General features: G+C 74.1%; 22 protein-coding genes. 10 read left to right on the top strand and 12 right to left on the bottom strand.

Going from position 1 to position 23,936, the window contains the following annotated elements; genetic code table 11:
• The first annotated feature begins 59 nt into the window (after nt 1-59).
• The gene (gene hisN, locus ACWAT2_RS10735; RefSeq protein WP_402375913.1) at nt 60-779 is read left to right on the top strand and encodes a histidinol-phosphatase; all 720 of its coding nucleotides are present in this window, start codon (nt 60-62) and stop codon (nt 777-779) included.
• Between the two features lie 54 nt (nt 780-833).
• Here the strand turns inward: hisN and ACWAT2_RS10730 are convergent, their stop codons facing one another.
• The 3 genes from ACWAT2_RS10730 to ACWAT2_RS10720 are packed head-to-tail and all read right to left on the bottom strand — an operon-like array spanning nt 834 to nt 3,306.
• Nucleotides 834-1,331, bottom strand: a complete 498-nt coding sequence (locus ACWAT2_RS10730) for a DUF6912 family protein (RefSeq protein WP_402375804.1) — start codon at nt 1,329-1,331, stop codon at nt 834-836.
• A 26-nt stretch (nt 1,332-1,357) separates the two neighbouring features.
• A complete protein-coding gene (locus tag ACWAT2_RS10725) occupies nt 1,358-2,656 on the bottom strand; it encodes a CpaE/TadZ family protein (RefSeq protein WP_402375915.1) in 1,299 nt (432 codons plus the stop codon).
• On the bottom strand, nt 2,656-3,306 hold the full coding sequence (locus tag ACWAT2_RS10720; RefSeq protein ID WP_402375806.1) for an SAF domain-containing protein: 651 nt from the start codon (nt 3,304-3,306) through the stop codon (nt 2,656-2,658). The genes ACWAT2_RS10725 and ACWAT2_RS10720 overlap by 1 nt, the downstream gene beginning before the upstream one ends.
• A 199-nt stretch (nt 3,307-3,505) precedes the next feature.
• Here ACWAT2_RS10720 and ACWAT2_RS10715 point away from each other — a divergent pair, with 199 nt between their 5' ends.
• Nucleotides 3,506-3,715: a helix-turn-helix domain-containing protein gene (locus ACWAT2_RS10715; protein ID WP_402375808.1), complete on the top strand. Its 210-nt coding sequence runs from the start codon at nt 3,506-3,508 to the stop codon at nt 3,713-3,715.
• 18 nt (nt 3,716-3,733) lie between these two features.
• Here ACWAT2_RS10715 and ACWAT2_RS10710 read toward each other — a convergent pair whose 3' ends face one another.
• Complete coding sequence (locus tag ACWAT2_RS10710; RefSeq protein WP_402375810.1) at nt 3,734-4,285, bottom strand: hypothetical protein; 552 nt, start codon at nt 4,283-4,285, stop codon at nt 3,734-3,736.
• 151 nt (nt 4,286-4,436) lie between these two features.
• Here ACWAT2_RS10710 and ACWAT2_RS10705 point away from each other — a divergent pair, with 151 nt between their 5' ends.
• Both ACWAT2_RS10705 and ACWAT2_RS10700 read left to right on the top strand, forming a co-directional pair.
• Nucleotides 4,437-5,309, top strand: a complete 873-nt coding sequence (locus ACWAT2_RS10705) for a LysM peptidoglycan-binding domain-containing protein (protein WP_402375812.1) — start codon at nt 4,437-4,439, stop codon at nt 5,307-5,309.
• Between the two features lie 53 nt (nt 5,310-5,362).
• Nucleotides 5,363-5,905, top strand: coding sequence for an Rv3235 family protein (locus ACWAT2_RS10700; protein ID WP_402375814.1), 543 nt, complete (start codon nt 5,363-5,365; stop codon nt 5,903-5,905).
• A gap of 35 nt (nt 5,906-5,940) precedes the next feature.
• Here ACWAT2_RS10700 and secA read toward each other — a convergent pair whose 3' ends face one another.
• From secA to mtrA, 7 genes are all read right to left on the bottom strand, one after another.
• Nucleotides 5,941-8,883, bottom strand: a complete 2,943-nt coding sequence (gene secA / locus ACWAT2_RS10695) for a preprotein translocase subunit SecA (RefSeq protein WP_402375816.1) — start codon at nt 8,881-8,883, stop codon at nt 5,941-5,943.
• A gap of 155 nt (nt 8,884-9,038) precedes the next feature.
• Nucleotides 9,039-10,322: a winged helix-turn-helix domain-containing protein gene (locus ACWAT2_RS10690; protein WP_402375818.1), complete on the bottom strand. Its 1,284-nt coding sequence runs from the start codon at nt 10,320-10,322 to the stop codon at nt 9,039-9,041.
• A 47-nt stretch (nt 10,323-10,369) separates the two neighbouring features.
• On the bottom strand, nt 10,370-11,029 hold the full coding sequence (gene hpf, locus ACWAT2_RS10685) for a ribosome hibernation-promoting factor, HPF/YfiA family (protein ID WP_402375819.1): 660 nt from the start codon (nt 11,027-11,029) through the stop codon (nt 10,370-10,372).
• Between the two features lie 187 nt (nt 11,030-11,216).
• The gene (locus ACWAT2_RS10680) at nt 11,217-11,975 is read right to left on the bottom strand and encodes a ComF family protein (RefSeq protein ID WP_402375821.1); all 759 of its coding nucleotides are present in this window, start codon (nt 11,973-11,975) and stop codon (nt 11,217-11,219) included.
• Between the two features lie 89 nt (nt 11,976-12,064).
• On the bottom strand, nt 12,065-13,786 hold the full coding sequence (locus tag ACWAT2_RS10675; protein WP_402375823.1) for an LpqB family beta-propeller domain-containing protein: 1,722 nt from the start codon (nt 13,784-13,786) through the stop codon (nt 12,065-12,067).
• Nucleotides 13,786-15,486: an MtrAB system histidine kinase MtrB gene (gene mtrB / locus ACWAT2_RS10670; RefSeq protein ID WP_402375825.1), complete on the bottom strand. Its 1,701-nt coding sequence runs from the start codon at nt 15,484-15,486 to the stop codon at nt 13,786-13,788. The genes ACWAT2_RS10675 and mtrB overlap by 1 nt, the downstream gene beginning before the upstream one ends.
• Nucleotides 15,473-16,153 carry an MtrAB system response regulator MtrA gene (mtrA, locus tag ACWAT2_RS10665; RefSeq protein ID WP_402375827.1) on the bottom strand — a complete coding sequence of 227 codons (681 nt, stop codon included), beginning with the start codon at nt 16,151-16,153 and terminating at the stop codon, nt 15,473-15,475. Before mtrA ends, mtrB begins: the two co-directional genes overlap by 14 nt.
• A 121-nt stretch (nt 16,154-16,274) precedes the next feature.
• Here mtrA and ACWAT2_RS10660 point away from each other — a divergent pair, with 121 nt between their 5' ends.
• From ACWAT2_RS10660 to ACWAT2_RS10640, 5 genes are read left to right on the top strand one after another with little or no spacing between them, the layout of a single operon-like run.
• Complete coding sequence (locus ACWAT2_RS10660; protein WP_402375829.1) at nt 16,275-17,489, top strand: DUF7847 domain-containing protein; 1,215 nt, start codon at nt 16,275-16,277, stop codon at nt 17,487-17,489.
• Complete coding sequence (locus ACWAT2_RS10655) at nt 17,486-18,163, top strand: DUF4129 domain-containing protein (protein WP_402375831.1); 678 nt, start codon at nt 17,486-17,488, stop codon at nt 18,161-18,163. Before ACWAT2_RS10660 ends, ACWAT2_RS10655 begins: the two co-directional genes overlap by 4 nt.
• Nucleotides 18,160-19,374, top strand: coding sequence for a DUF4350 domain-containing protein (locus tag ACWAT2_RS10650; RefSeq protein WP_402375833.1), 1,215 nt, complete (start codon nt 18,160-18,162; stop codon nt 19,372-19,374). Before ACWAT2_RS10655 ends, ACWAT2_RS10650 begins: the two co-directional genes overlap by 4 nt.
• Nucleotides 19,371-20,513 (top strand): AAA family ATPase, encoded by a 1,143-nt coding sequence (locus ACWAT2_RS10645; RefSeq protein WP_402375835.1) that lies wholly within the window; start codon nt 19,371-19,373, stop codon nt 20,511-20,513. The genes ACWAT2_RS10650 and ACWAT2_RS10645 overlap by 4 nt, the downstream gene beginning before the upstream one ends.
• A 1-nt stretch (nt 20,514) precedes the next feature.
• A complete protein-coding gene (locus tag ACWAT2_RS10640; protein ID WP_402375837.1) occupies nt 20,515-21,888 on the top strand; it encodes a DUF58 domain-containing protein in 1,374 nt (457 codons plus the stop codon).
• Nucleotides 21,889-22,030: 142 nt separating this feature from the next.
• Here the strand turns inward: ACWAT2_RS10640 and ACWAT2_RS10635 are convergent, their stop codons facing one another.
• Entirely contained in the window at nt 22,031-23,020 is a 990-nt protein-coding gene (locus ACWAT2_RS10635) for a stage II sporulation protein M (RefSeq protein ID WP_402375839.1), read from the bottom strand.
• 73 nt (nt 23,021-23,093) lie between these two features.
• On the opposite strand from ACWAT2_RS10635, the gene ACWAT2_RS10630 reads away from it, so the two are divergent.
• Entirely contained in the window at nt 23,094-23,915 is an 822-nt protein-coding gene (locus ACWAT2_RS10630) for an RDD family protein (protein ID WP_402375841.1), read from the top strand.
• Nucleotides 23,916-23,936: the final 21 nt, after the last annotated feature.

The following is a 23,936-nucleotide window of genomic DNA, read 5'->3' as shown; positions in this document are numbered from 1 at the left end:
GACGCACGTACGAGGACGACCTGCGCCTGGCCCACGTGATCGCCGACCAGGTCGACTCGATGACGATGTCGCGGTTCAAGGCGGTGGACCTGCACGTGGAGACCAAGCCGGACGACTCCCCCGTCTCGGACGCCGACCGAGGCGCCGAGGAGTTCATCCGCGCCCAGCTCGCCCGGGCCCGCACACGGGACGCGATCGTGGGCGAGGAGTTCGGTGAGGCGGGCAGCGGGGCGCGGCGCTGGATCATCGACCCGATCGACGGGACCAAGAACTTCGTGCGCGGCGTGCCCGTGTGGGCCACGCTCATCGCGCTGGCCGACGGCGACGAGGTCGTCATGGGGCTCGTCTCGGCCCCGGCGCTGGGCCGGCGCTGGTGGGCGGCCAAGGGTTCGGGCGCCTGGACCGGCAAGTCCATCGCGGCCGCGAGCCGTATGCACGTGTCCGGCGTGCAGTCGTTGTCCGACGCCTCCTTCGCGTACTCCTCGCTGGCAGGCTGGGAGGAGCGGGACAAGCTCAACGGGTTCCTCGACCTGACCCGCGAGTGCTGGCGGACGCGGGGCTTCGGCGACTTCTGGTCGTACATGCTGGTGGCCGAGGGCGCCGCCGACGTCGCGGCCGAGCCCGAGCTCGAGCTGTACGACATGGCCGCGCTGGTGCCGATCGTCACCGAGGCCGGCGGGCGGTTCACCTCGCTGGACGGCACCGACGGCCCCTGGGGCGGCAACGCGCTGGCGACCAACGGCCACCTGCACGACAAGGCCCTCGTCTACCTCGGCTGACGCGAGACCCCCGACGCCCACAACCCCGGACCGAGGCGGGTGAGGGGGGCGGGCCTACGGACGCGGCACCTGGTGCGCCTCGGTCGGGTGGTACCAGAGCAGGTCCCGCTGGTCGACGCGCTCGGTCGCCGACTCCAGCGCCGCGTCGTCGTCCGCGTCGACCGCGGCCAGCACCGCTCGCACGTCGGCAGCGGCCTCCGGTTCGTCGACGTGGATCGCCTCGACCTTCGTGCCGGGCACCTCTCCCACGTCGACACCGGACGGCGGCACGTCGCCCGCCGAGTCGGAGACCGCGTGCTCCGGGACCTCCACGGTGACGATCACACGCAGCGGCACGGCGTCGGCGCTCCCGGCGACGAGCATGAGCGAGGCGTCCGCCGCCGCGAGGAACGCGGCGTACTCCCGGGCCTCGTCGTCCTCGTCGGGCAGCGCGGACACCAGGGCGGCGGTGACGGCGTGCGCGCCCCGGGGCGGCACGTCCCACCACCCGACGCGCGTCGTCACCGTGACGGCGTCGAGATCGGCGAGGGTCGCGGGCACGTAGAGGCGCATGCCCCCAGTGTGCCCGGAGCCCGGCGTCAGGCCGCGGCGGGCGCGCCGACCCGCTCGCGCACCAGCGCCGCGAGCCCGGCGAAGGCCTGCCGGGCGGACGACGACGGAGCATGCTCGGCGAGCGTCCGCCCAGCGAGCAGCGCCGCGTCGAGAGCGGCGCCGTCGTCCGGCACCAGGTGCGCCTCGGCGACCCCGGCGTACCGCACGAGCGCGTCGCCGACCGCTCGCTCCGGGTCCGGCCCGACGGCGGAGGACCGCAGACGGTTCGCCACCACGACGCGCGTGGCGGAGACCGGCACGGGGGCCTCGGCGAGCTCCTCGAGCCCTCGCACCAGGCGCTGGATCCCCACCGGGTCCGCCGCCCCGACCGCCACCACGACGTCTGCGGCCTGGAGCGCGGCGAGCGTCGCACCGTTGCGCTGCGGGGCGTGCGTGTCGTACATGAGCAGCTCGTCGGCCTCGACCAGCGGTCCGCAGTCCACCACCGTCCAGTCAGCCAGCGACCGTGCGCGCTCGAGCACCACCTCGAGCGCGCTGGCGGGCAGCTCGGGCCACCGGGCCGCGCGGGTGATGCCGGTCAGCACGCGGAGCCGGCCCTCCACGACCGGCGCGTGGCGTGCCAGCGTGGGGACGTCGAGGGTGCCGTGACCCGCCGCCCGAGCGACCGCCGCGAGCCCGGGTGCGTCGTCGAGCAGACCGAGCCGGGAGGCGATGCACGAACCGTAGGTGTCCGCATCGACGAGGAGCGCGGACTCCTCGGGCGGGCGCGCTGCTTCCTGACGCCGTCGGCGACGCCCGGCGCGGTGCCCACCGAGACCGGCCAGCTCGGCGGCGAGCTCGACCGCCGTCGTCGTGCGCCCCGGCGCTCCCACGGGTCCCCAGACGGCGACGACGGCCCCAGGGCGCTCCGGCGCGCCCGGCGTGCGTCCGGACAGCGCCGAGAGGTCCATCTCGTGGGTGGCCAGGGGGTCGTCGACCCGGGCGGTGTCACGGACCGCGTCGAGGAGCCGTGGGTCGGCGGCACCATCGAGCACCGCTTCGAACCCGAGCGCCTGGAGGCGCTCCGCCGGTCCGTCGTCGGCGATCGCGACGACGCGGGTCCCCGTGCCGTGCAGCCGGCCGACGGCCTCCCGGTCGAGGCCCGGGAGGTCGGCCGAGACGACGGCCACCGTCCCGGCGCCGGCGGCGGCCGCCGCGAGCAGCTCGGCGAGGTCCCCGCAGCGCCGCGTGACGCTCGTCCCCGCGCCGGGGGCACCGAGCGCGAGCACCACGTCGGTCTCGTACGGCCCGCTCACCGCGCACAGGACCATGACCTCGGCGGGCATCACGCGCCCGCCACCGGCACGACGGTCACCGATCCCTCGGCGCTGAGCGCCGACAGCACCGCGGGAAGGTCGTCGGCGCCCACCAGGACGTGCAGCGTGCCGTGGTCGCTCACGACCAGCCCACCCTCGGAGGCGTCGACCTGCTCGACGACGACGCCGGTCACGATCGGCTCCGGTTCCCCCGCGTCGCCGTCGGCGCCCTGCTGTGCCGCCGGGACGAACCAGAGGTCGACGACGGCGCCCTCGTGGATGCGCTCGGAGAGCCCGGCACCGACCGGCACCGCGACGGATCGCACGGTGACGGTGGCGGCGTCACCCACGGCGGTGGCGGCGACCAGCTCGCCCTCGGAGACGACGCGCAGGGCCACCTGGCCCTCCGGTACGGCGGCGTCGGCTCGCAGGTACCGGTCCGCCTCGGCCCCGAGGTTGACGTCGACCACGCGCAGCTGCGACTCGTCGACGGGCTCACCGGGCGTCAACGTGCCGGCGGCGGCGTAGACCGGTGCGGTGCGGTCGGCGTTCGAGACGACCCACGAACCCAGCGCGACCGCGACCGCCACCAGGACGACCCCGATCACGAGCCGGGGGTCCCGCCACGTCGGCCGGCGCAGGCGTGGTGCGGCCGGGGCGGGGTTTGCTTCGTTGCTCACGGTGGTCCTTCGGAGTCGGCCGGAAGCGCCTCTGCGTCCGGTACGGGCGGTCTGTCCGTCGGGCGGTTCGCACGCTAGCGATCCCCGACGGGTGCCGGTGGCGCGATCCATCATCCGGGACGAGACGCCGTCGCGACAGCATCTCGCATCACCTGTGGACAACCGGCACGAACAACGACCCCTGTGGGAGGATCGAGCCATGGCCAGCCGCTTCCTCTCCCTCGCCGAGGTGCAGGAGACGCTCAGCATCTCCGCCGCCCAGGCTTACTCGCTCGTCCGCAGCGGCGAGCTGCCCGCCATCCAGGTGGGCCCCAAGAAGGTCTGGCGGGTCGAGACCGCGAAGCTCGAGGAGTACATCGCGCAGCAGTACGACCGCACCCGACAGCGCATCGACGCGGGCGACCTCTGACCGGTCGCCCGGGACCGTTCAGGTCTCGCTGACCCGGACCAGCGCGGCGAACGGCACGACGCGCACGGCGGGACGCGCCGAGTCGAGCTCCTCGACGTCGAGGTGATCGGCGCCCACGCGCGCGATCCTGCCGAGCACGACGTGCGCCGTCGTGCGGACCTGCACGCGCGCACGGTCTCGTTGCAGCCCGCGCAGCGCCGTGCCCAGGCCCAGCCGGTCCGTGCGAGCGGCCGACGGCGCCGCGTGACGCCCCAGGCCCGCGATGCCCACGACCGCGGACAACGGCACGACGTGCTGCCACCGACCGCCGCGCGGGGACCGCGCGTCGATCTGGACCCACTCTTCCGCGACCCGCTCGAGCCGCCCCTCGAGCGACTCGCCGTCGCGCAGGTCGAGGCGCAGCGGCCTGCCCCGGGCCGCGCGCAGCCGGTCGACGAGCGGCACGGACGCCTGCTCCGCGCGCGTCAGCTCGGCGACGGCTCCCTCTCGCTCGGCGGCCTCCTCGGCCGCGAGCTGCGCCTCCAGGTCTGCGAAGAGCAGTGTCCAGCGCGAGGTGTCCGACGGCGTCACCCGCGTCTCCTTCCGGTTCCCGGCCCGGGTCGGGCCGCGGCCCAGGATGCCGTGCCCTGGACAGGAGAGCCACACTACGCTTCAATATCCACCATCAGACATCATCAACTGATACCAAAACGCATCAACGAAGACCCGATGGAGGTCGCAGATGGGACGTGCGACGACGACGCCACGGCCGGCACGCAGCATGGCGGGGCTCCTCGCCGTGCTCGTCGCGTCCGTGGGTGCCCTGCTCCTGCTGGCCCTGCGGCTCCGCGCAGTCGTGCCGACCGACGCCGACGCCGTGCGCTCCGCGCGCGTCGAGACGTGGGTCGAGCTGCTGGTCCTGACCGGCGGGACCGCCGGCGCCGCATGGATGCTCCTGAGCGTCCTCGCCGCGCTCGCGGGGGTCGCCGCCGTCCGGCGGGGTCGCTCCGACCGCACCACCGAGACGATCGTGGGCCGGTGGGCGCCGGCGATCGTCCGCCGCCTCGCCCGGGGAGCCGTCGGGGCAGGGGTGGGTGCGGGTCTCGCGCTCGCGCCCAGCGCCGCGCTCGCCGACGAGCCGCCCGTGCCCGAGACCACGCCGGCCGTCGTGCTGCAGCTCGGCTGGGAGACGACCGGGAACACGACCGGGGCGGCCGACGAGACGCTGCCCGCACCTCCCCGGACCGCCGATCCCGAACCCGACGCCGAACCCGCCGAGCCTGCTGGACCTGCGGAGTCGGCGGAGCCCTCGCAGCCGGACCAACCGGTACAGCCGGACCAACCGGCGCAGCCCGCTGAGCCGGCCCAGACCACCGATGACGTCTCGCCCACCGTCACCAGCGCCCAGCGCACGTCGCACCAGGACGACGGCGCGGACGAGGTGGTCGTGAAGCGCGGCGACACGCTGTGGGACATCGCCGGCCGCGAGCTCCCGGACGACGCCTCCCCCGGCGACGTCCTGCGAGCCGTCACCTCGTGGCACCAGACCAACCGCGACGTGATCGGGGACGACCCCGACGTCATCCTCCCTGGTCAGGTGCTCCGCGCGCCCTGACGGACCGCCCACCGACGTCGACCTGCCCGGCCCTACCCGACACGGAGTGCCCCATGACCACGACCACCTCAGAGAACCCCGACCCGACGGCCGCCTCCCGCCGGCTGCGCGTCGCGAGCCCGCCACGGGGTCGTCGTCCGGCGGCTCCCCCGAGCGCGTCCCGCCGCCCGGAGTCCCCGCGGCGCCTGCGTGTCGGCGCCGTCCCGTCCGATCCCGTGCCGGTGCCCGGTCGTCCCCTGCCCTCCGCACCGGCCGCGCCGTCGCGGCTGCCGGACCCGACAGCGATGTGCGGGTCGGTCGTGCGCGCCGCGGTCGAGGTCCTGCGGGGCGAGCGTCCCGCGGCCCACATCGCGCGCTGGGTGACCCCGCAGGTGCTGGACCAGCTGGTCCACCGTGCACGGCTCGTCCAGGCACGGCGCCGCGGGCCGCACACGGCGGTCCCCGTGTCGGTCCGACGGATCCGCACGGTCCGCCTCGGCGACAGCACCGCCGAGGCGACCGTCGTCCTGGAGGACGACGGTCGCGTCCGGGCGGCCGCCGTCCGGCTCGAGGCACGGCGCGGCGTGTGGCGCGTCGCGGTCCTCGAGCTCGGCTGAGAAGCTCGCCCGAGACCGCTACGCCACCGGGCGGGTCACTCGTTGACGCCGTGGCACATCTTGTACTTCTTGCCCGACCCGCAGGGGCACTGCGCGTTGCGCGGGGTGCCGGGGAACGTCCGACCGTCGGCGCTGGCGGACGACGCCTCGCCGTGCAGAGCACGCCGCGCCGCGCGCGAGTCCCCGCCGGTGGTGGCCGACCCGTCCTCGCCCGGAGCGGAGTACTGCAGGTTCTGCGGCGGCTTCGGGGCGTCCAGACCCTTCGCGACCAGGACCGGCTCCTCCGCGCCGCCGAACGCCGCGGGAAGTCCCGCCGACTCGGGCTCGTCGTCCGAGGACTCCTCGGCGGCGTCGGCCCCGACGACGGTCGCTCCGCCGGCACCGATCGCCTGCGCGGCGGGCGTGCCCGCCGTCGCCGCGGCGGCGCTGACGGAGATCGTCGGCTCGTCGCCCGAGTCCGCCGACTCGTCACCGGCCTGCTTCACCTCGACGTCGAGGTTGAAGAGGTAGCCGACCGACTCCTCCTTGATCGCCTCGGTCATGGCCTGGAACAGCTGGTAGCCCTCACGCTGGTACTCGATGAGAGGATCGCGCTGGGCCATGGCGCGCAGACCGATGCCCTCCTTGAGGTAGTCCATCTCGTAGAGGTGCTCACGCCACTTGCGGTCGAGGACCGACAGCACGACGCGACGCTCGAGCTGCCGCATGGCCGGGGAACCCAGCGACTCCTCGCGGGCCGCGTAGGCCACCCGCGCGTCGGAGAGCAGCTCCTCGAGGAGCATCTCCCGCGTCAGGCGGTCGCGGCCCCCTGCCTCGGCCACGACGTCGTCCACCGTGATCGAGACCGGGAAGACGGAGCGCAGAGCGGTCCAGAGACCGTCGAGGTCCCAGCCCTCGGCGTTGCCGTCGTCGGCGGCGCCGTCCACGTACGCCGTGACGACGTCCGAGACGAAGTGCTGCACCTGCTCGTGCAGGTCCTCGCCCTCGAGGACCCGGTGGCGCTCGTCGTAGATGACGGTGCGCTGGCGAGACAGCACGTCGTCGTACTTCAGGACGTTCTTGCGGATCTCGAAGTTGCGGGACTCGACCTGCGACTGCGCGCTCTGGATGCCGCGGGTGACCATCTTCGACTCGAGCGGCATGTCGTCCGGGAAGCCGGCCCGGCCCATCATCGACTCCGCGAGCCCTGAGTTGAACAGGCGCATCAGGTCGTCCTGCATCGACAGGTAGAAGCGCGACTCCCCCGGGTCTCCCTGACGGCCGGAACGACCACGCAGCTGGTTGTCGATGCGCCGCGACTCGTGCCGCTCGGTGCCCAGCACGTAGAGCCCGCCGAGCTCGACGACCTCCTCGTGCTCGGTCGCGACCGACTCGGTCGCCTTGGCCAGGACCTCGGGCCAGGCCGCCTCGTACGCCTCCGGGTCCTCGGTGGAGTCGAAGCCGCGCGCCGCCATCTCGGCGACCGCGGTGAACTCGGCGTTGCCGCCGAGCATGATGTCAGTGCCACGGCCGGCCATGTTGGTCGCGACCGTGACGGCGCCCTTGCGGCCCGCCTGCGCGACGATCGAGGCCTCGCGCTCGTGCTCCTTGGCGTTGAGGACGTCGTGCGGGACGCCGGCCTTCTTCAGGAGCTTCGACAGCAGCTCGGACTTCTCGACGCTGGTGGTGCCCACGAGGACCGGCTGGCCCTTGGCGTGCCGCTCGACGATGTCGGCCACCACCGCGTTGAACTTGCCCTCCTCGTTCTTGTACACGAGGTCGGGCTGGTCCATGCGGATCATCGGCTTGTTCGTCGGGATCGGGACGACGCCGAGCTCGTAGGTGCCCTGGAACTCGGCAGCCTCGGTCTCGGCCGTACCGGTCATGCCGGCGATCTTGCCGTACCGGCGGAAGTAGTTCTGCAGGGTGATCGTGGCGAGAGTCTGGTTCTCCGCCTTGATCTGCACGCCCTCCTTGGCCTCGATGGCCTGGTGCATGCCCTCGTTGTAGCGACGCCCCGCAAGGATGCGGCCGGTGTGCTCGTCGACGATCATGACCTCGCCGTTCAGCACGACGTAGTCCTTGTCCCGCTTGAACAGCTCCTTGGCCTTGATGGCGTTGTTCAGGAACCCGATGAGCGGGGTGTTGAGCGACTCGTAGAGGTTGTCGATGCCGAGGTAGTCCTCGATCTTCTCGATGCCCGGCTCGAGGACCCCGACGGTGCGCTTCTTCTCGTCGACCTCGTAGTCCTTCTCGACCTGCAACCGCTTGACGACCTTGGCGAACTCGACGTACCAGCGGTTGGCGTCGCCGGCGGACGGCCCCGAGATGATGAGCGGCGTCCGCGCCTCGTCGATGAGGATCGAGTCGACCTCGTCGACGATCGCGAAGTGGTGACCGCGCTGGACCAGGTCGTCCGGCGACCAGGCCATGTTGTCGCGCAGGTAGTCGAAGCCGAACTCGTTGTTCGTGCCGTAGGTGATGTCCGCCGCGTACTGCTCGCGGCGCTCGGTCGGGTTCTGACCCGAGACGATCACGCCCGTCGTCATCCCGAGGAACCGGAAGACGCGGCCCATCAGCTCGCCCTGGTACCGCGCGAGGAAGTCGTTCGTCGTGACGACGTGCACGCCCTTGCCGGTCAGCGCGTTGAGGTAGGCCGCCGTCGTGGCGACCAGCGTCTTGCCCTCACCGGTCTTCATCTCGGCGATGTTGCCGAGGTGCAGGGCGGCGCCGCCCATGAGCTGCACGTCGAAGTGTCGCTGGCCGAGCGTCCGCCGAGACGCCTCGCGGACCGTGGCGAACGCCTCGGGAAGCAGGTCGTCGAGCGTCGTGCCGTGCTCGAGCCGTTCCTTGAACCGCGCCGTCTCCTCCTGCAGCTCGGTGTCGCTGAGCTCGGTGAAGCTCGGCTCGAGCCGGTTCACCTGCTCGGCGAGTCCGGTCAGCTTCTTGAGGATCCGGCCCTCGCCCAGGCGGAGGATCTTCTCGAGGATCGCAGGCACGCAGTTCTCCCGTGTCGGTGGTGCCCGGGAAGCCTCCCGAGCCCGTTCGGTGGCGGCAACCGGGCCGGACGACGGCGCCGTCGTCCCGGTCGCACCGCATGCCATCCTATTCCCCCGGGCCGAGGCGTGGGGCCAGGTTCGCGGCCGACGAAAATCTAGGCCTCGGCCGCCGGTTGCCCGTGCGCCGCGGGCGGCGACGACGCCGACGACGCGCGGACGTCGCTCAGCTCCGCGGTGAGCCCGGCGGCGAGGTCGCCGGCGGGTGCCACGGCCACCTCGGGCAGTCCGAGCCAGGTGGCCAGGAGCCGGAGCTCGGCCGCCAGCGCGGCCGGCGTCGAGCCGTCGCCGTGCGGCGTCCTGTGCGCGGCGACCACCCGCAGGACGCCGGCGGACCGATCGGCCTTGAGGTCGACCATCGCGGTGATCTGCTCGCCCTGGAGGAACGGCAGGACGTAATAGCCGAGCCGGCGCTGCGGCGCGGGGACGTAGATCTCGATGCGGTAGAACACGTCGAAGAGCGCCTCGAGCCGACGGCGCTCCCACACGAGCGGGTCGAACGGGCTGAGCAGCGCAGCCCCCGCGGCACGTCGTGGCACCACGGCGTCCCGGTGCCGGTAGGTGGTTTCCGCCCAGCCGTCGACGGCCACGGGGACGAGGACACCGGCGTCGACCAGGTCCTCGAGCGCTCGCTGCGCGCGGGGGCCACGCAGCCTGAAGTAGTCACGGAAGCACCGGGCGGTGCCGACGCCGTGCGCACGGGCGCCCAGCTCGAGCAACCGACGCACCGCGTCGTCGTCGGAGACCTCAGGTGCGTGACGCAGGGCCGGGGGCAGCACCCGCTCGGACAGGTCGTAGCAGCGCTCGAACGCACCGTTGCGCCGGGCCGACATGACCTCGCCGGTGAAGAACAGGTACTCGAGACAGCGCTTCGCCGTCGTCCAGTTCCAACCCCACTCGAGCCGGGAGCGCGGGGCCGTCCGGCCGGCCTTCTCGAGCTCGTCGTGGATCCGGCTCGCGGTGACGGGGCCGAGCTCGCTGACGAGCGAACGCACCAGGTCGAGCTCGTGCGCGTGGGCCTGCGGCACGGCGGAGATGGCCCCCCACGCCTCCCGCTCGTACGCCCGCCGACGCCACTCGAGCAACGGGTACGTCGAGGTGGGGACGTAGGAGGCGACGTGCGCCCACGTCTCGACCAGGCGGCGCGGCGCTCGCCCGGCGGCCCGCTCCAGCAGCCCCGTGTCGTACGGACCCAGCCGGGAGAACACCGGGACCAGGTGGGCGCGCGCCAGCACGTTGACCGAGTCGATCTGCAGCAGGTTCAGCCGGTCCACGACGCCGGTGAGACGCCGCATCGTGACCGGCCCGTCGGGTCGTCCGCGGTCCAGACCTTGCGCCCGCAGCGCGACCCGACGGGCCTCGGTGATCGACATCGACTCCATGCCGGCATCCTGCACCCCGACACCGACACGGAGCCGGGTTCACGTCATCACGTCAGCGAGGACACCGGCGCCGCCCCGCTGCACGTCGCGTCGAGCTCGATGACGCCGTACGTCCAGCCGCGGCGTCGGTACACGGCGGCCGGGCGGGCCGACTCCTTGTCGATGAACAGGAAGAAGTCGTGACCGACGAGCTCCATGTGCTCGACGGCCTCGTCGGCGGTCATCGGTTCACCGCGGTGGAGCTTCTGTCGGATCACCACGGGCGAGTCGCCGAGCTGGTACTCGACGGAGTCCCCCGGCGTGGAGAGCGGGGCCGGCTCGGTGCGCGGCTCGGGCTGCGCGGCCAGGACCTCGTCGTAGGGGCGCACGTCCACCGGCGGCGAGACGCCCGGTCCGCGGCGACGGTGGTCCTTGCGCCGGTCACGGGAGCGGCGGAGCCGCTCGCTGAGCTTGTCGATCGCGAGGTCGAGAGCGGCGAAGCGGTCGTCCGCGGCCGCCTCCGCCCGAATCACGGGCCCCTTGTCCCGCACGGTCAGCTCCACCCGCTCGCTCTGGTCGGCGAGTCGTGGGTTCTTCTCGTGCGTGACCTCCACGTCCACGCGGCGCGCGTTCGGCGCGAGCTGCGTGACCTTGGCGAGCTTGTCCTCCACGTGGTCACGGAACCGGTCCGTGACGTCCGTGTGCCTGCCGACGACGGCGATCTCCATCGTGTTGCTCCACTTCGTCGTGGGCCGCTCCTGCTGCATCCTTCGGGCGGCCCTCGTGTGCTTCTGGGCACCGCGGTGGGTGCCGGTCCTGGCACCACCTCCCGGTCGCCGGATCACCTGCCCGGCCCGCTCGTGGGATGCGGCGATCGCTCCGCTCTCGCGGTCCGCTCGCCGTCGGGTTCCCAGGTTATCCCAACGCGTCGACGGGGTGAACCTCTGGCGACGTCGCGTCGTGGGGAGATTCGGTGACAGCCCCCGGCGGTGGTGTCGCGGCCAGCACGAGACCGGCCAGGACGACGGCGCCGACCGAGGTCAGCGCCCGCTCGGAGGCTGCGAGGGTGGCCCCGGTGGTCAGGACGTCGTCGACCAGGACGCAGAGCGATCCCTCGGTGCGTCGGCGCGCGGCGACCGAGGCGTCGAGGTTGCGTCCGCGGGCGCGCGCCCCCAGGCCGACCTGGTCGCGCGTCGAACGACGGCGTCGCAGCCCCGGTACGACGGCGGCGCCCACCCCGCCGGTGCGCAGCCCGGCCGCGACCGCGCCGGCCAGCACGCCGACCGGCTCCCGGCCCCGGCGCAGCCGCGCCCCCGGTGCCGACGGCGCCGGGACGACCAGCACGCCCGCGTCGCCGACGGCGGACCGCACGAGCGGTGCCAACTCTGCCGCGGCGTCGTGCAGCGCCGGGGCGAGCAGAGCGTCGAGGTCGGCGCGCTCCCGGTCCTTCCAGGCGACGACAACGTCACGCACCGGACCCGCGTAGTCGCACACGGCCCAGACCGGCAGTGGCGGGACGCCGTCCATGCGGTCGAGGCGTGGGGCGCCGTCCTCGACACGGCGCAGCGGCATGCCCACGACGGCCGCCGCGCACGAGGAGCAGCACCGCACGTCGTAGGACCCGCAGCCCGGGCACGACACGGGGACCACGAGGCGAGCCAGTCGGGTGAGCATGACGCCAGGGTGCGCGGCACCGCGCCGCACCGGGCGGCTCTGGCACCGGACGGTGGACGGCGGGCGACCGTGGACGGCTTCCGGCCCGGTCATCCCGGGTAGGCGACCGCCACGACGTCCTCGGAGACCACGGGCCAGAGGGCCGCGCTCTGCCGCACGAACAGCGTCCCGTCGGCGTCCAGCGCGAGCGTCGGGCTCGCCCCGACGCCGGCCGCGAGCGCCGTGGGCACGGCCGTCGTCGCCAACGGGCGCGTCAGCCCGTCGTTCGACCCGGCGAGACCGCCGACGCCCGCGGCGAACAGTCCCCGCGTGCCGTCCGGGTCCCGTGCCAGCAGCTGGAGGGTGGACTCCTCCGACCAGTCGACAGCCTCGGCGGAGGCCACCGGCCCGCCGACGCGCACGGGTGCCGACAACCCGGTGGGGACGTCCTCGGCGTCGCGCTCGATCGCCGCGACCCAGACCTCGGGCCCGTCGGGCCCGTCGGTGACGAGGGCGATGCGGGCGCCCTCGGGTGCCACGCGCAGAGAACGCACCGACAGGTCGGCCAACCACTCGGCCTCGACCGGCACCACGCCACCGGTGGGCAGGGCGACCCGCAGGTCGCCGCCCACAGCCGTCCAGACCGTCCCGAAGCGGTCGACCGACGGCGGGACCAGCTCGGGCCCGGCGAGCAGCTCGGACCGGCCCTCCTCGCCGAGCCGGACCAGCCGTACGGAACCGTCCCGCACCACGATGGACCCGCCGGTCCCCACGGCGACGGCGGTCACGTCGAGCCCCGCGACGTCCTGCGGCTCGGCCAGGTCCGTCAGCTCACGGCCGACGACCCGGCGCAGCGCCTGGCCCTCCTCGGTGTCCAGCACGGCGACCGCGTCCCCCACGGTGACGGGCCGCGACGGCTCGGCCGCCGACGTCGCCGCCAGCGGCGAGGTGCCGGACGAGAGCACCACCGTGCGGCCGTCTCCCTCCCGCAGGGTCGCCTCGAGCTGGGCCACGAGCAGCGCCCTGTCGTCCGGCGGGGCGGTGGTGATCGCCGAGGTGAGGCTCACGTCGATCGTGCCGTCGTCCGCGACCGTCACCGCGTCGATCGCCAGGGTGGCGCCGTCAGGGACCACCGAGATCGTCGACTGCGCGAGCCGTTCCGGCGGTCCGTCGAGGATCGCCTGGGTCGCGCCGGTTCGCCACGACTGCCCCGGGTACCAGCGCACGTCGGGGACCCACCACTCGCGGTCCGACGTCGGGTAGTACAGCGAGGTCCGGTGGAACGCGTTCCCGAGGAAGTCGGCCAGCACGAGCATCCCGTCCTCGAGCCCGCTGATGCGCCACTGTCCGTCGTCGCCCCGTGTCAGGTCGAACGCCACCTCGACGACGCTGGGTTCGGCCAGCTCCGAGTAGACGCCCGACTCGTCGAGGGACGCGACGACGGTGGCCTCGCCGCGCACCGACGTCTCGACGGTGGACTCGTCGAACTCCTCGACGGTCCACCGGGGGTACTCCGACAGCACCAGGACCTGCGTGTACTCGTCCCACGCGGACCAGGCCACCGGCGTCGTGTACTCCTTCGCGATGTCGAGCGTCGCGGCCGACGCCGGACCGAACTGGGCCGCGCTCACGAACCCCTGGACGATCTGCTCGGGGCTGGCGTCCATCGCCGGGCCCTGCACGTCGAAGCCCAGGTCGCTGGCGCTGTCGACCTCGGCGGAACCCTCCATGACGCCGCCCGTGGTGGGGATGCTCGCGCACGCCCCGACCGACGACACCAGCACGGCGGCGCAGAGGGCCCGCGCGAGGCGCCGGCGGATCCCGTGGTTCATCAGGACTCCTCCTCGGACGGCAGGTCGGGGATGGCGGTGGGCGTGGGACCGGTCGGCGGGTTCACGACGGGCACCTGGCCCGTGGGGACGTGCTGCCCGCCGGAGCGCGACGGCCCCTCGACCGGCAGCGGCGGGCGGTCGATCTCGATCCCCGCGCGCCGCGGCAGGGTCAGCCGGAAGCTCGCGCCGTGGCCGGGCCGCCCCCAGGCGTCCAGACGTCCGCCGTGCAGCCGGGCGTCCTCCTGCGAGATGGACAGGCCGAGACCCGTGCCGCCCGTCGTCCGGGCCCGTGCCGGGTCCGCCCGCCAGAACCGGTCGAAGACGCGGCTGAGCTGTTCCGTGGTCAGACCCACGCCGTGGTCGCGCACCACGACCGCGACGGCCCGGGCGTCCTGGCCGACCGTGATCTCCACCGGGTTGCCCTCCGCGTGCTCGATGGCGTTCACCACGAGGTTGCGCAGGATCCGCTCGACCCGGCGAGGGTCGATGTCCGCCGTCGTGCGCGTGTCGGGCATGTCCACCGAGAGGAAGACGGACTTGCGCTCGGCGAGCGGGGCGCACGTGTCGACGACGGCCGTGACCACGCTGCGCAGGTCCTGCTGCTCGACGTCTAGCACGGCCGCGCCGGCGTCGAACCTGCTGATCTCGAGCAGGTCGGTCAGGAGCTCCTCGAACCGGTCGAGCTGCGTCTGCAGCAGCTCCGCGGACCGTCGCGCGGACGGCTCGAGGTCGGCGCGCGCGGTGTGGATGATCTCGCCCGCCATGCGGATCGTCGTCAGCGGGGTCCGCAGCTCGTGCGAGACGTCGGAGACGAACCGTCGCTGCGCGGCGGACAGCTCCTCCATCCGGGCGATCTGCTCCTCGAGGTTGTCCGCCATCTCGTTGAACGTCCGCGCGAGCGTCGCCAGCTCGTCCTGGCCCCGCGACCCGGGGACACGGACGTCGAGGTGCCCCTCGCCGAGCCGGGCCGCCGCGGTGGCGGCCCGGCGCACGGGAGCGACCGTCTGCCGGGTGACCGTCCACGTCAGCAGGCCGATCATGGCCAGGATCGCCACCGAGCCGAGCGCCAGGGTCCGCTGGACGAACCCCAACGTCTCCTGCTCCGAGGCCAGCGAGTAGAGCGCGTAGAGCTCGAAGGTGCCGGCCGACGGCAGGTCGACGGTGGCCCCGACCACGACGCCGGGCTCCTCGGCACCCGACCCCGTGAAGTCGGCGGGGATCGGCACCGACTGCAGCACCTGGTCCCCCGTGGCGAGCGTCGCGGCGCGCAGCTCCGGGGTGACGACCTCGCTGACCGCCAGTCCCTGGCGCGACGACGAGTCGACGAGGGGCAGCTGCTGCTCGGGCGCCTGGCGCAGGAAGTAGTCCTGCGCGCTCGAGCCCCCGGCGCTCAACGACAGGATGACGTCGCGCAGCAGGGCCTGCTGCTCGCCGGTCTGCGTCGCGGCCGTCGCGGCGAGCCGGGTGCGCACCTCCTGGATCACGGCGGCGTTCTCGCGCTCGACCTGGTCCAGGCGCTGGTCGAAGAGACCGTCTCGGATCGAGAACGACAGGTAGACGCCGAGGACGGCGACGGCCAGCACGCCGAGCGCGACCGCAGAGGTGACCACGCGCACCTGCATCGAGGAGCGCCAGCGGTGCACGAGCGACCGGGCACCTCGGACGAGGGCGTCGGTCGCACGGACGTCAGCGGGCGGCACCGGCCTTGTAGCCCACCCCGCGCACGGTCTGCACGACCTCGGGGTTCTCCGGGTCCTTCTCGATCTTGGAGCGCAGGCGCTGCACGTGGACGTTCACCAGGCGGGTGTCGGCGCTGTGCCGGTATCCCCAGACCTTCTCGAGGAGCACCTCGCGGGTGAAGACCTGCCAGGGCTTGCGCGCGAGCTCGACGAGCAGGTCGAACTCGAGCGGGGTGAGGCTGATCCGCTCCCCGTCGCGGGTGACGGTGTGCCCTGTGACGTCGATCTCGATGTCGCCGATCTTGAGGCGCTCCGGACCGGGCTCGTCGGAACGGCGCAGCCGGGCCCGCACGCGGGCGACGAGCTCCTTGGGCTTGAACGGCTTGGTGACGTAGTCGTCGGCACCGGACTCGAGGCCGAGCACCACGTCGACGGTGTCCGTCTTCGCGGTGAGCATGATGATGGGGATGCCGGACTCGGCACGGATCTCCCGAGCGATCTCGATACCGTCCTTGCCCGGCAGCATGAGATCGAGCAGGACGAGGTCGGGCTGGGTCGACCGGAACATGCCGATGGCGGCATCGCCGTCCGAGCAGAAGCTCAGATCGAGCCCTTCGGACTCCAGGACGATGCCGATCATCTCGGCGAGGGCAGTGTCGTCGTCGACCACCAGGACGCGGGACTTCATGCGCACAGTCTGCCAGGGTCCACAGCGTTCCGTGCCGGGCCGCGCCCTGAGGGCCGTGAACGCTATAGGGTCGTGGCGGTCACGCACCCGTCCAGCCAGCCGTGCCCCAGGAGGCAGCAGCATGAGCACGCCCGACCAGCCGACGCCGCCCTCCGGGTGGGGCGAGGCTCCGAGGCCGCCCGCCTACGGGCAGTACGGGCCAGGGCAGTACGGGTCCGGACGGTACGGCCCGGGTCAGCCCGGGGCCGACGGCGGCACCCCCCCGGGAGCGCCACGGCCCGGCCCGGTGGGGCCCGACCCCTACGGCCCGTCCGCGTCCAAACCCGGCATCGTCTCCCTGCGTCCGCTGTCGCTCGGGGAGATCTTCGACGGGGCGTTCAGCGCGGTCCGCCACAACCCTGCGGTCATGCTCGGCCTGGTGGCCGTGGTCGTCGCCACCGCCACCCTGCTCGCGGCGCTGCTGGCGCAGTTCGCGGTCCCGCCGTTGACCGACCTGCTCGCCGAGCCCTTCGGCACCGACGCCGAGCTCACCGGCTTCACCGCGGCCGACGCCGGCTGGTTCGCCCAGATCGTGGCGGTGTCGAGTGCGCTGTCCCTGACCCTCCTGATCGCGCAGCCCGTCACCGAGGGGTTCATCACCGTCTCGGTCAGCCAGTCCGTCATCGGCCGCAAGATGTCGGTGGGCGAGGTCTGGCAGAAGGTCCGTCCGCGGCTCGCCGTCCTCATCGGCTGGATGCTGCTGCGGACGATCGGCCTCGGCGTCGCCACGTTCGTCGTCTTCTTCGGGGCGATCCTGCTGGTCAGCGCCGTCGCCGTCGCGACCGACTCGGCGGTGCTGTCCGTGCTCGTCGCCCTGCTGTGCCTGGCTGCGATCGTCGCCCTGGCGGCCTGGCTGTGGGTCCGCCTCATGCTCGTCGCGCCGGCGCTCGTGCTCGAGGGCACCGGGCTGGGCCGCACGATCGCCCGTGCGTGGCGCCTCACCCGCAGCGCGTACTGGCGGGTCTTCGGGACCGTGCTGCTCGCCAGCATCATCGCGGGCGTCGCCGGCCAGGTCGTGTCCTACCCGCTCGGCATGCTCGGCTTGCTCGTCGACGGCGGCGACTTCGGCTGGGGGATGATCGTCAGCTCCGTCGTCGCGTCGGTGATCGCGAGCATGCTCTACCTGGTGTTCGTCTCCGGCGTCGTCGCACTGGTCTACACCGACGTGCGGATGCGCCGCGAAGGGCTCGACGTCCAGCTCGCCGCAGCCGCCGAGCGCGTGGCGAACCAGCCGCCCGACAGGCCTGCCGGCCCGGCCGGGATGCAGCCGCCGCCCGGAGGCACCCCGCAGTGGTGACGGCAGCGACGACGGTGGGGCTGCTGCACGGCGTCACCGGCGAGGTGCCCGTCGTGCCGGACCGTGAGACGGCCCGCGACTGGCTCGTCGAGGAGCTCGCCCGCCCCGAGTACTCGCAGGACCCGTCGGTCCTCAGGCGGCTGCTCGACTGGCTCGCCAGGGTCTTCGGCGACATCGGCACCGTGGACATCAGCCCCTGGCGGCTCGCGGTCGTCCTGGCCGTGGTGCTGGTCGTCGTGGTGGCGGTCGCGTTGTTCGTCGCGGGCCCCGCCCGGCTGCGGCGCCACGCCGCCGAAAGCTCCGCCGTCGTGCACGACGACGACACCCGGACCGCCGCGCAGATGCGGGCCGCCGCCGACGACGCCGCCGGCCGGCAGGACTGGCCGCTCGCCGTGATCGAACGCTTCCGCGCCGTGGTGCGCGGGCTGGAGGAGCGCGTGGTGCTCGACGAACGTCCCGGCCGGACCGCTCGCGAGGCCGCCGAGGCCGCGAGCGCCCGGATGCCCGACCTCTCCGCCGATCTGCACACGGCCGCCGGCCGGTTCGACGGGGTCCGCTACGGCCACCTCCCGGCAGGGCCCGCGGACGACGCCGCGATGCGCGCGCTCGACGACCGGGTGTCGTCCACCCGGCCCAGCCCGCCGGCGTCGCGAACCCCGGAGGAGGCGCTGTGAGCGCGCCCGCCGCCCCCACGGCGACCTGGAGCTCGGCAGCGGTCACCGGCGACGGCACGACGCTCGGCTCCCGCAGCCGACGCCGCTGGCGGGCCGCTCGGTGGCTCGTCGGCGGTGTCGCCGCGATGCTCCTCGCGGTCGTGGCCCTCGCCCTGCTGCGCCCTGCGGGCTCGCTCGTCGCGTACGACCCCGAGAACACCCGACCGGACGGCTCGCAGGCCCTCGCCCACGTCCTCGAGCGCCAGGGCGTCGAGATCGAGCACGTGACGCACGTGGCGGACGCCGTCGAGGCCGCCGCTGCGGGCACCACGCTCCTGGTCGTCCCCGCGCCGTACATGCTGCCCGAGCAGGTCACTGCGCTCTCCGCCGTCGACGCCGACGTCGTGCTGGCGGGCGCCGACGACGGCCTGCTGCGGGCGGCGACCGGAGACCAGGTCCAGCGCTCTTCCTGGGCCTCCGCTCCGCCGTCCGCGACCGAGCCGGGGTGCGACCTTCCCGCCGCGGTCGCCGCGGGCCCCTCGATGCTCGAGGCAGGGCTGGAGGCCACCTCGCCTGCCGTGACGACGTGCTGGTCGAGCCCGGACGGCTCGGCGGTGCTCGCCGCGGTCGAGCAGGGCGGTCGCCAGGTGGTCGCCGTCGACGACCCGGCGTTCCTGCGCAACGACGACGTGCTCACCGAGGGCAACGCCGCACTGGCGCTGCACCTCCTCGGGCGTCAGGACCGGCTGGTCTGGCTCGTGCCCGACCCGGCCGACTCGACCGTCGCCGGGGACCAGACCGCCGAGCCGGAGCCCGAGGCCGTGCTGCCGGCCTGGTTCGGCGCCGCGCTGTGGTGGGCCGTCCTGGTCGCCCTCGTCGTCGCCGTCTGGCGGGGCCGACGCCTCGGCAGGCTCGTCACCGAACGGCTGCCTGTCGTCGTGCCCTCCGCCGAGTCGGCGCGCGGGCGCGCCCGGCTCTACCGCCGCGCACGCTCGCGCGGGCACGCGGCGGCCGGCCTGCGGGCCTCGACCGCCCAGGCCGTCGCCCACCGGCTCGGCCTGGCCCGGTCCGCCCACCCCGACACCGTGGTCGACGCCGTCGTGCGCGCCTCCGGGCGCGACCCGCACGAGGTCGCCGACCTGATCTACGGCCCCCCACCCGCCGACGACGCCGCGCTCAGCGAGCTCGCCCGCCGGCTCGACACCCTGGAGAGCGAGGTTCACCGACCGTGACCCACCCTGACGAGAACCAGCCGGCACCCGCCGCACCCGGAGCTTCGGAGGCACGCACGGACGACTCGTCGCAGGCACCCGCTGCGTCGACGACCGAGAGCGCGCCGACGACCGGGGTCGCACACGCGGCGGCACCGGCCTCGGCGGCACCGGCCGGCGAGCCGGCTCCGCCCGAGCCGTCGCAGCCGTCGCTCGAGCTGCGCCGCGCGCTGGCGGCCGTGCGCACCGAGGTCGGCAAGGCCGTCGTCGGGCAGGACTCCGCCGTGACCAGCCTGCTCATCGCGCTGCTGTGCTCCGGGCACGTGCTGCTCGAGGGCGTGCCGGGGGTGGCCAAGACGCTCCTCGTCCGCTCGCTCGCCGCCTCGCTGGACCTCGACTTCAAGCGCGTGCAGTTCACGCCGGACCTCATGCCCGGCGACGTCACCGGCTCGCTGGTCTACGACGCCCGCACGGCCGAGTTCTCGTTCCGTCAGGGCCCGGTGTTCACCAACCTGCTGCTCGCCGACGAGATCAACCGGACGCCCCCCAAGACGCAGGCCTCGCTGCTGGAGTCGATGGAGGAGCGCCAGGTGTCCGTGGACGGTCAGCCGCGCCCCCTGCCGGAGCCGTTCGTCGTCATCGCCACGCAGAACCCCGTCGAGCACGAGGGCACCTATCCCCTCCCGGAGGCGCAGCTCGACCGGTTCCTGCTCAAGGTGCTGCTGCCCCTGCCCGAACGCGACTCCGAGATCGAGGTGCTGGCCCGCCACGCAGGCGGGTTCGACCCGCGCGACCTCGGTGCGGCGGGCGTCCGCCCCGTCGCGGACCCGGGCGTGCTCGCCGCCGCCCGGGCCGAGGTGCGTCAGGTGGAGGTCGCTCCGGAGGTGCTCGGCTACGCCGTCGACGTGTGCCGGGCGACGCGCCAGTCGCCGTCGTTGCAGCTCGGCGTCTCCCCCCGCGGGGCGACCGCGCTGCTCGCGACGGCCCGGGCCTGGGCCTGGCTGTCGGGCCGCATGTACGTGACGCCCGACGACGTCAAGGCGCTCGCGCACCCGACGCTGCGGCACCGCGTCCAGCTCCGTCCGGAGGCGGAGCTCGAGGGCGTCACGGCCGAGTCGGTGCTCGGCACCGTCCTGGCCGCCGTCCCGGTCCCGCGCTGAGATGGCGCTGTCCTGGCGCGCCGTCGTGCTGGCGGCGCTCGGCCTGGTGCCGGTCGCGATCTGGCCGGTGCCCGGGACGGTGCTGCTCTGGGCCGCCGTCGTCGTGGTCCTCTGCGCGCTCGACGTCGCGCTGGCGGCCTCTCCCCGGCAGGTGACGGTGCAGCGGACGGTGCCGTCGTCAGTGCGCCTCGGTACCCCGACGACGTCGCAGGTGGTGCTGACGAACGCGAGCCGCCGCAGGCTGCGCGCCCTCGTGCGGGACGCCTGGCCCCCGTCGCTCGCCACCGCGCGGGGCGACGACGGCGGCCTGCGCCCGCACACGGACCCCGCGGAGCCCGCTCGGACCGCCCGGCACGCCGTGGACCTTCCCCCCGGGGAGTCGGCGCGGCTGCGCACGCCCCTGCTGCCCACCCGGCGTGGCGAACGCATCGCCGGCGCGGTCACCCTGCGCACCCTGGGGCCGCTGCGCCTGGCGGGGCGGCAGGCCTCGATCGACGTGGGCGGCCGGATCCGCGTGCTGCCCGAGTTCGCGTCGCGCCGGCACCTGCCGAGCCGCCTGGCGCGGCTGCGCGAGATGGACGGGCGCGCCGCGGTCCAGGTGCGCGGCGAGGGCACCGAGTTCGACTCGCTGCGCGAGTACGTGGTGGGCGACGACGTCCGCTCGATCGACTGGCGGGCGACGGCGCGCGGCGGTGACGTCGTCGTGCGGACGTGGCGCCCGGAACGCGACCGCCGCGTCGTGGTCGTGCTCGACACCGGCCGGACGTCGGCGGCGCGGATCGGCACCTCGTCCGACGGGTCGCTGAACACGGGCGGCACCCGGCTGGAGGCGAGCGTCGAGGCGGCGCTGCTGCTCGGGGCGCTGGCCGACCGCGCGGGCGACCGCTTCCAGGTGCTGGCCTACGACCGGGTGCTGCGGGCCCGGGTCGCCGGTGCGTCCGGACCGCGGCTGCTGCCCGCGATGGCGGACTCGCTCGCCGCCGTCGAACCGGTGCTGCTGGAGACGGACTGGACCGGCCTCGTGGCCCAGGTGCGCACGCGCGTCTCGCAGCGTGCGCTGGTCGTGCTGCTGACGTCCCTCGATCCCGCGGTGGTGGAGACAGGGCTGCTGCCCGTCATCGACCAGCTCTCCGGGACGCACCAGGTGGTGGTCGCGGCGGTCGCCGACGCGGAGGTGGCGGCGATGCGCGCCGGCCGCGAGGACGTCGAGGAGGTCTACGGCGCGGCGGCAGCGGCTCGAGGCGACCTCGAGCGCTCGGCCGTCGCGGCGGTGCTGCGCCAGCACGGGGCGGAGGTGTCCGAGGCGTTGCCCGACCAGCTCGCGCCGCGGCTCGCCGACACCTACCTCGCCCTCAAGGCCGCCGGCCGTCTCTGACCCCGCCCCCGCTCCGAGCGTTGTGGGCGCGATTCGTGGCCCGATTCGCCCGGTCTGTACGGGTCTCGCGCCCAGAAATCGCGCCCACAACCGTTCAGGCGGGGTCGGGCGGGTGCGGCGGGGTCGGGCGGGTGCGGCGCGGTCAGCCGGCGGTGGGCAGCACGGCGCCCGCGCGGTCGACGTCCAGGTCCCCCGTCTCCCCTGCCCGGACGGCGCGCCGCCCGAGCACGAGGTAGTACGCGAGGAACGCGCCGAGCGCGAGCGCCCCGATGACGATCTTGAGCCACCACGCCATTCCGGACCCCGTGACGAACCCCTCCACGACCCCCGACAGCGCGAGCGCCCCCACGAGCCCGACGGCGACGGTGAAGAGCGCGCGCCCCTCGGTCGCGAGCGCCGTCGCCCGAGGTCTCGCACCGGGGTCCACCCAGGCCCAGAACAGCCGCAGACCGGCCGCCCCGGCGACGAAGATGCTGGTCAGCTCCAGCAGCCCGTGCGGCGTGATGAGCTGGAAGAAGAGGGGGAGCTCGCCGTAGGCGGCCATCATCCCGCCGGTCGCCCCGATGCTGACGGCGTTCTGGAGCAGCACCCACACGGGCCATGCCCCCGTCACGCCGAAGGCGATCATCTGCGCGGCGATCCACGCGTTGTTCGTCCACACCATCGCGGCGAACGACGTCTGCGGGTCGTAGTACGAGGCGAACGCCTCGTCGACGTACTCCTCGCGCTGCGACGGCGTACCCATCGCGGCGAGCGCGTCGGGGTCGACGGCGACCCGCACGCCGGCGACCAGGGCCACCAGGAGGAAGGCGGCGGTCACCCAGAACGTCCACCACCGGATCCGGTACAGCGCGGCCGGGACGGTCACGGTGGCGTACCGGACGACGTCGGACCACGCCGGTTCGTGCGCTCCCGCGATCCGGGTGCGCGACCGGCTCAGGAGCTCGGAGAGCCGGGTGACGAGCACGGGGTCGGGCGCGGCGGATCGCACCGTCGACAGGTGGGTGGCGACGGCCTGGTAGAGACGGACGAGCTCGTCGGCCTCGGCGCCGTCGAGCCGGCGCTGCTTCGCGAGACGGTCGAGGCGGTCCCACTCCGGGCGGTGCACGGCGGTGAAGGCATCCAGGTCCACGCCCGCTACCCTGCCACAGGAGGGGGCGTCGTGAGGACGCGCCCACAGAAGGAACCGACGAGACGGAGGCACGGTGCAGGACGGAATCCTCATCGGAGAGGGCGTGGTGCTGGACTCCCGCCCGGCGTCGTTCGCGTCGCGGGCGGTGGGCTCACTGCTGGACGCTCTGGCGACGCTGGCACTGGGCTTCGTCACCCTGGTCGTGGTGCTGGGCACCACGCTCGACCGCCTGAACCAGCAGTGGGGCAGCACCCTCGCCATCGTGCTGCTGGTGACGTTCCTCGTCGCGCTGCCCGTCGCGATCGAGACGCTCAGCCGCGGTCGCTCGCTCGGCAAGCTCGCCACGGGGTTGCGGGTGGTGCGCGACGACGGCGGCCCGGTGCGGTTCCGGCACGCGTTCGTCCGGGCGCTGGTCGGCGTCTTCGAGCTGTGGTTCACCTTCGGCGCTGTCGCCGTGATCACCTCGCTGGCCAACGCTCGCGGCAAGCGGCTCGGCGACCTGCTCGCGGGGACCTACTCGGTGCGGGTGCGCGGCGCCCGCGGCTGGGAGCGGCCGCTGGTCATGGCACCGGACCTGGCCGGCTGGGCGGGCACCGCCGACATCCGCCGCCTGCCGGACGGCCTGGCGCTGCGGGCTCGGCAGGTCCTCGACCGCGCCCCTCGCCTCGCCCCGTCCTCGCGGGTGCGGCTCACGGACGAGCTCGCGGGTCAGGTGGAGGCCTACGTGGCCCCCGGACCGCCGTCGGGCACCCCGCCCGAGGCGTTCCTGCACGCGGTGCTGCACGAGCGCCGGGACCGTGAGCTGGTGCGCGGACGGGCCGAGCGAGAGCGCGCGACGCAGCAGGCCGAGGTGCTGCACCGCCTGCCGTACGCCGTCGCCGACCCGCGGGACTGAACGCCGCACCGTCTCGTTCCT

It is taken from the genome of Isoptericola sp. GX10416 (assembly GCF_056590155.1).
The sequence above is the reverse complement of the archived record's forward strand: the minus strand, read 5'-3'. Positions and strand labels throughout refer to the sequence as shown.

Coding starts and splice junctions, on each gene's coding strand:
- ACWAT2_RS10660 (WP_402375829.1), top strand. CDS start 16,275: ATGAGCACGCCCGACCAGCCGACGCCGCCCTCCGGGTGGGGCGAGGCT.
- ACWAT2_RS10690 (WP_402375818.1), bottom strand. CDS start 10,322: ATGGAGTCGATGTCGATCACCGAGGCCCGTCGGGTCGCGCTGCGGGCG.
- ACWAT2_RS10680 (WP_402375821.1), bottom strand. CDS start 11,975: ATGCTCACCCGACTGGCTCGCCTCGTGGTCCCCGTGTCGTGCCCGGGC.
- ACWAT2_RS10725 (WP_402375915.1), bottom strand. CDS start 2,656: ATGCCCGCCGAGGTCATGGTCCTGTGCGCGGTGAGCGGGCCGTACGAG.
- ACWAT2_RS10715 (WP_402375808.1), top strand. CDS start 3,506: ATGGCCAGCCGCTTCCTCTCCCTCGCCGAGGTGCAGGAGACGCTCAGC.
- hisN (WP_402375913.1), top strand. CDS start 60: ATGACGATGTCGCGGTTCAAGGCGGTGGACCTGCACGTGGAGACCAAG.
- ACWAT2_RS10675 (WP_402375823.1), bottom strand. CDS start 13,786: ATGAACCACGGGATCCGCCGGCGCCTCGCGCGGGCCCTCTGCGCCGCC.
- ACWAT2_RS10700 (WP_402375814.1), top strand. CDS start 5,363: ATGACCACGACCACCTCAGAGAACCCCGACCCGACGGCCGCCTCCCGC.
- ACWAT2_RS10640 (WP_402375837.1), top strand. CDS start 20,515: ATGGCGCTGTCCTGGCGCGCCGTCGTGCTGGCGGCGCTCGGCCTGGTG.
- hpf (WP_402375819.1), bottom strand. CDS start 11,029: ATGGAGATCGCCGTCGTCGGCAGGCACACGGACGTCACGGACCGGTTC.
- ACWAT2_RS10730 (WP_402375804.1), bottom strand. CDS start 1,331: ATGCGCCTCTACGTGCCCGCGACCCTCGCCGATCTCGACGCCGTCACG.
- mtrA (WP_402375827.1), bottom strand. CDS start 16,153: ATGAAGTCCCGCGTCCTGGTGGTCGACGACGACACTGCCCTCGCCGAG.
- ACWAT2_RS10705 (WP_402375812.1), top strand. CDS start 4,437: ATGGGACGTGCGACGACGACGCCACGGCCGGCACGCAGCATGGCGGGG.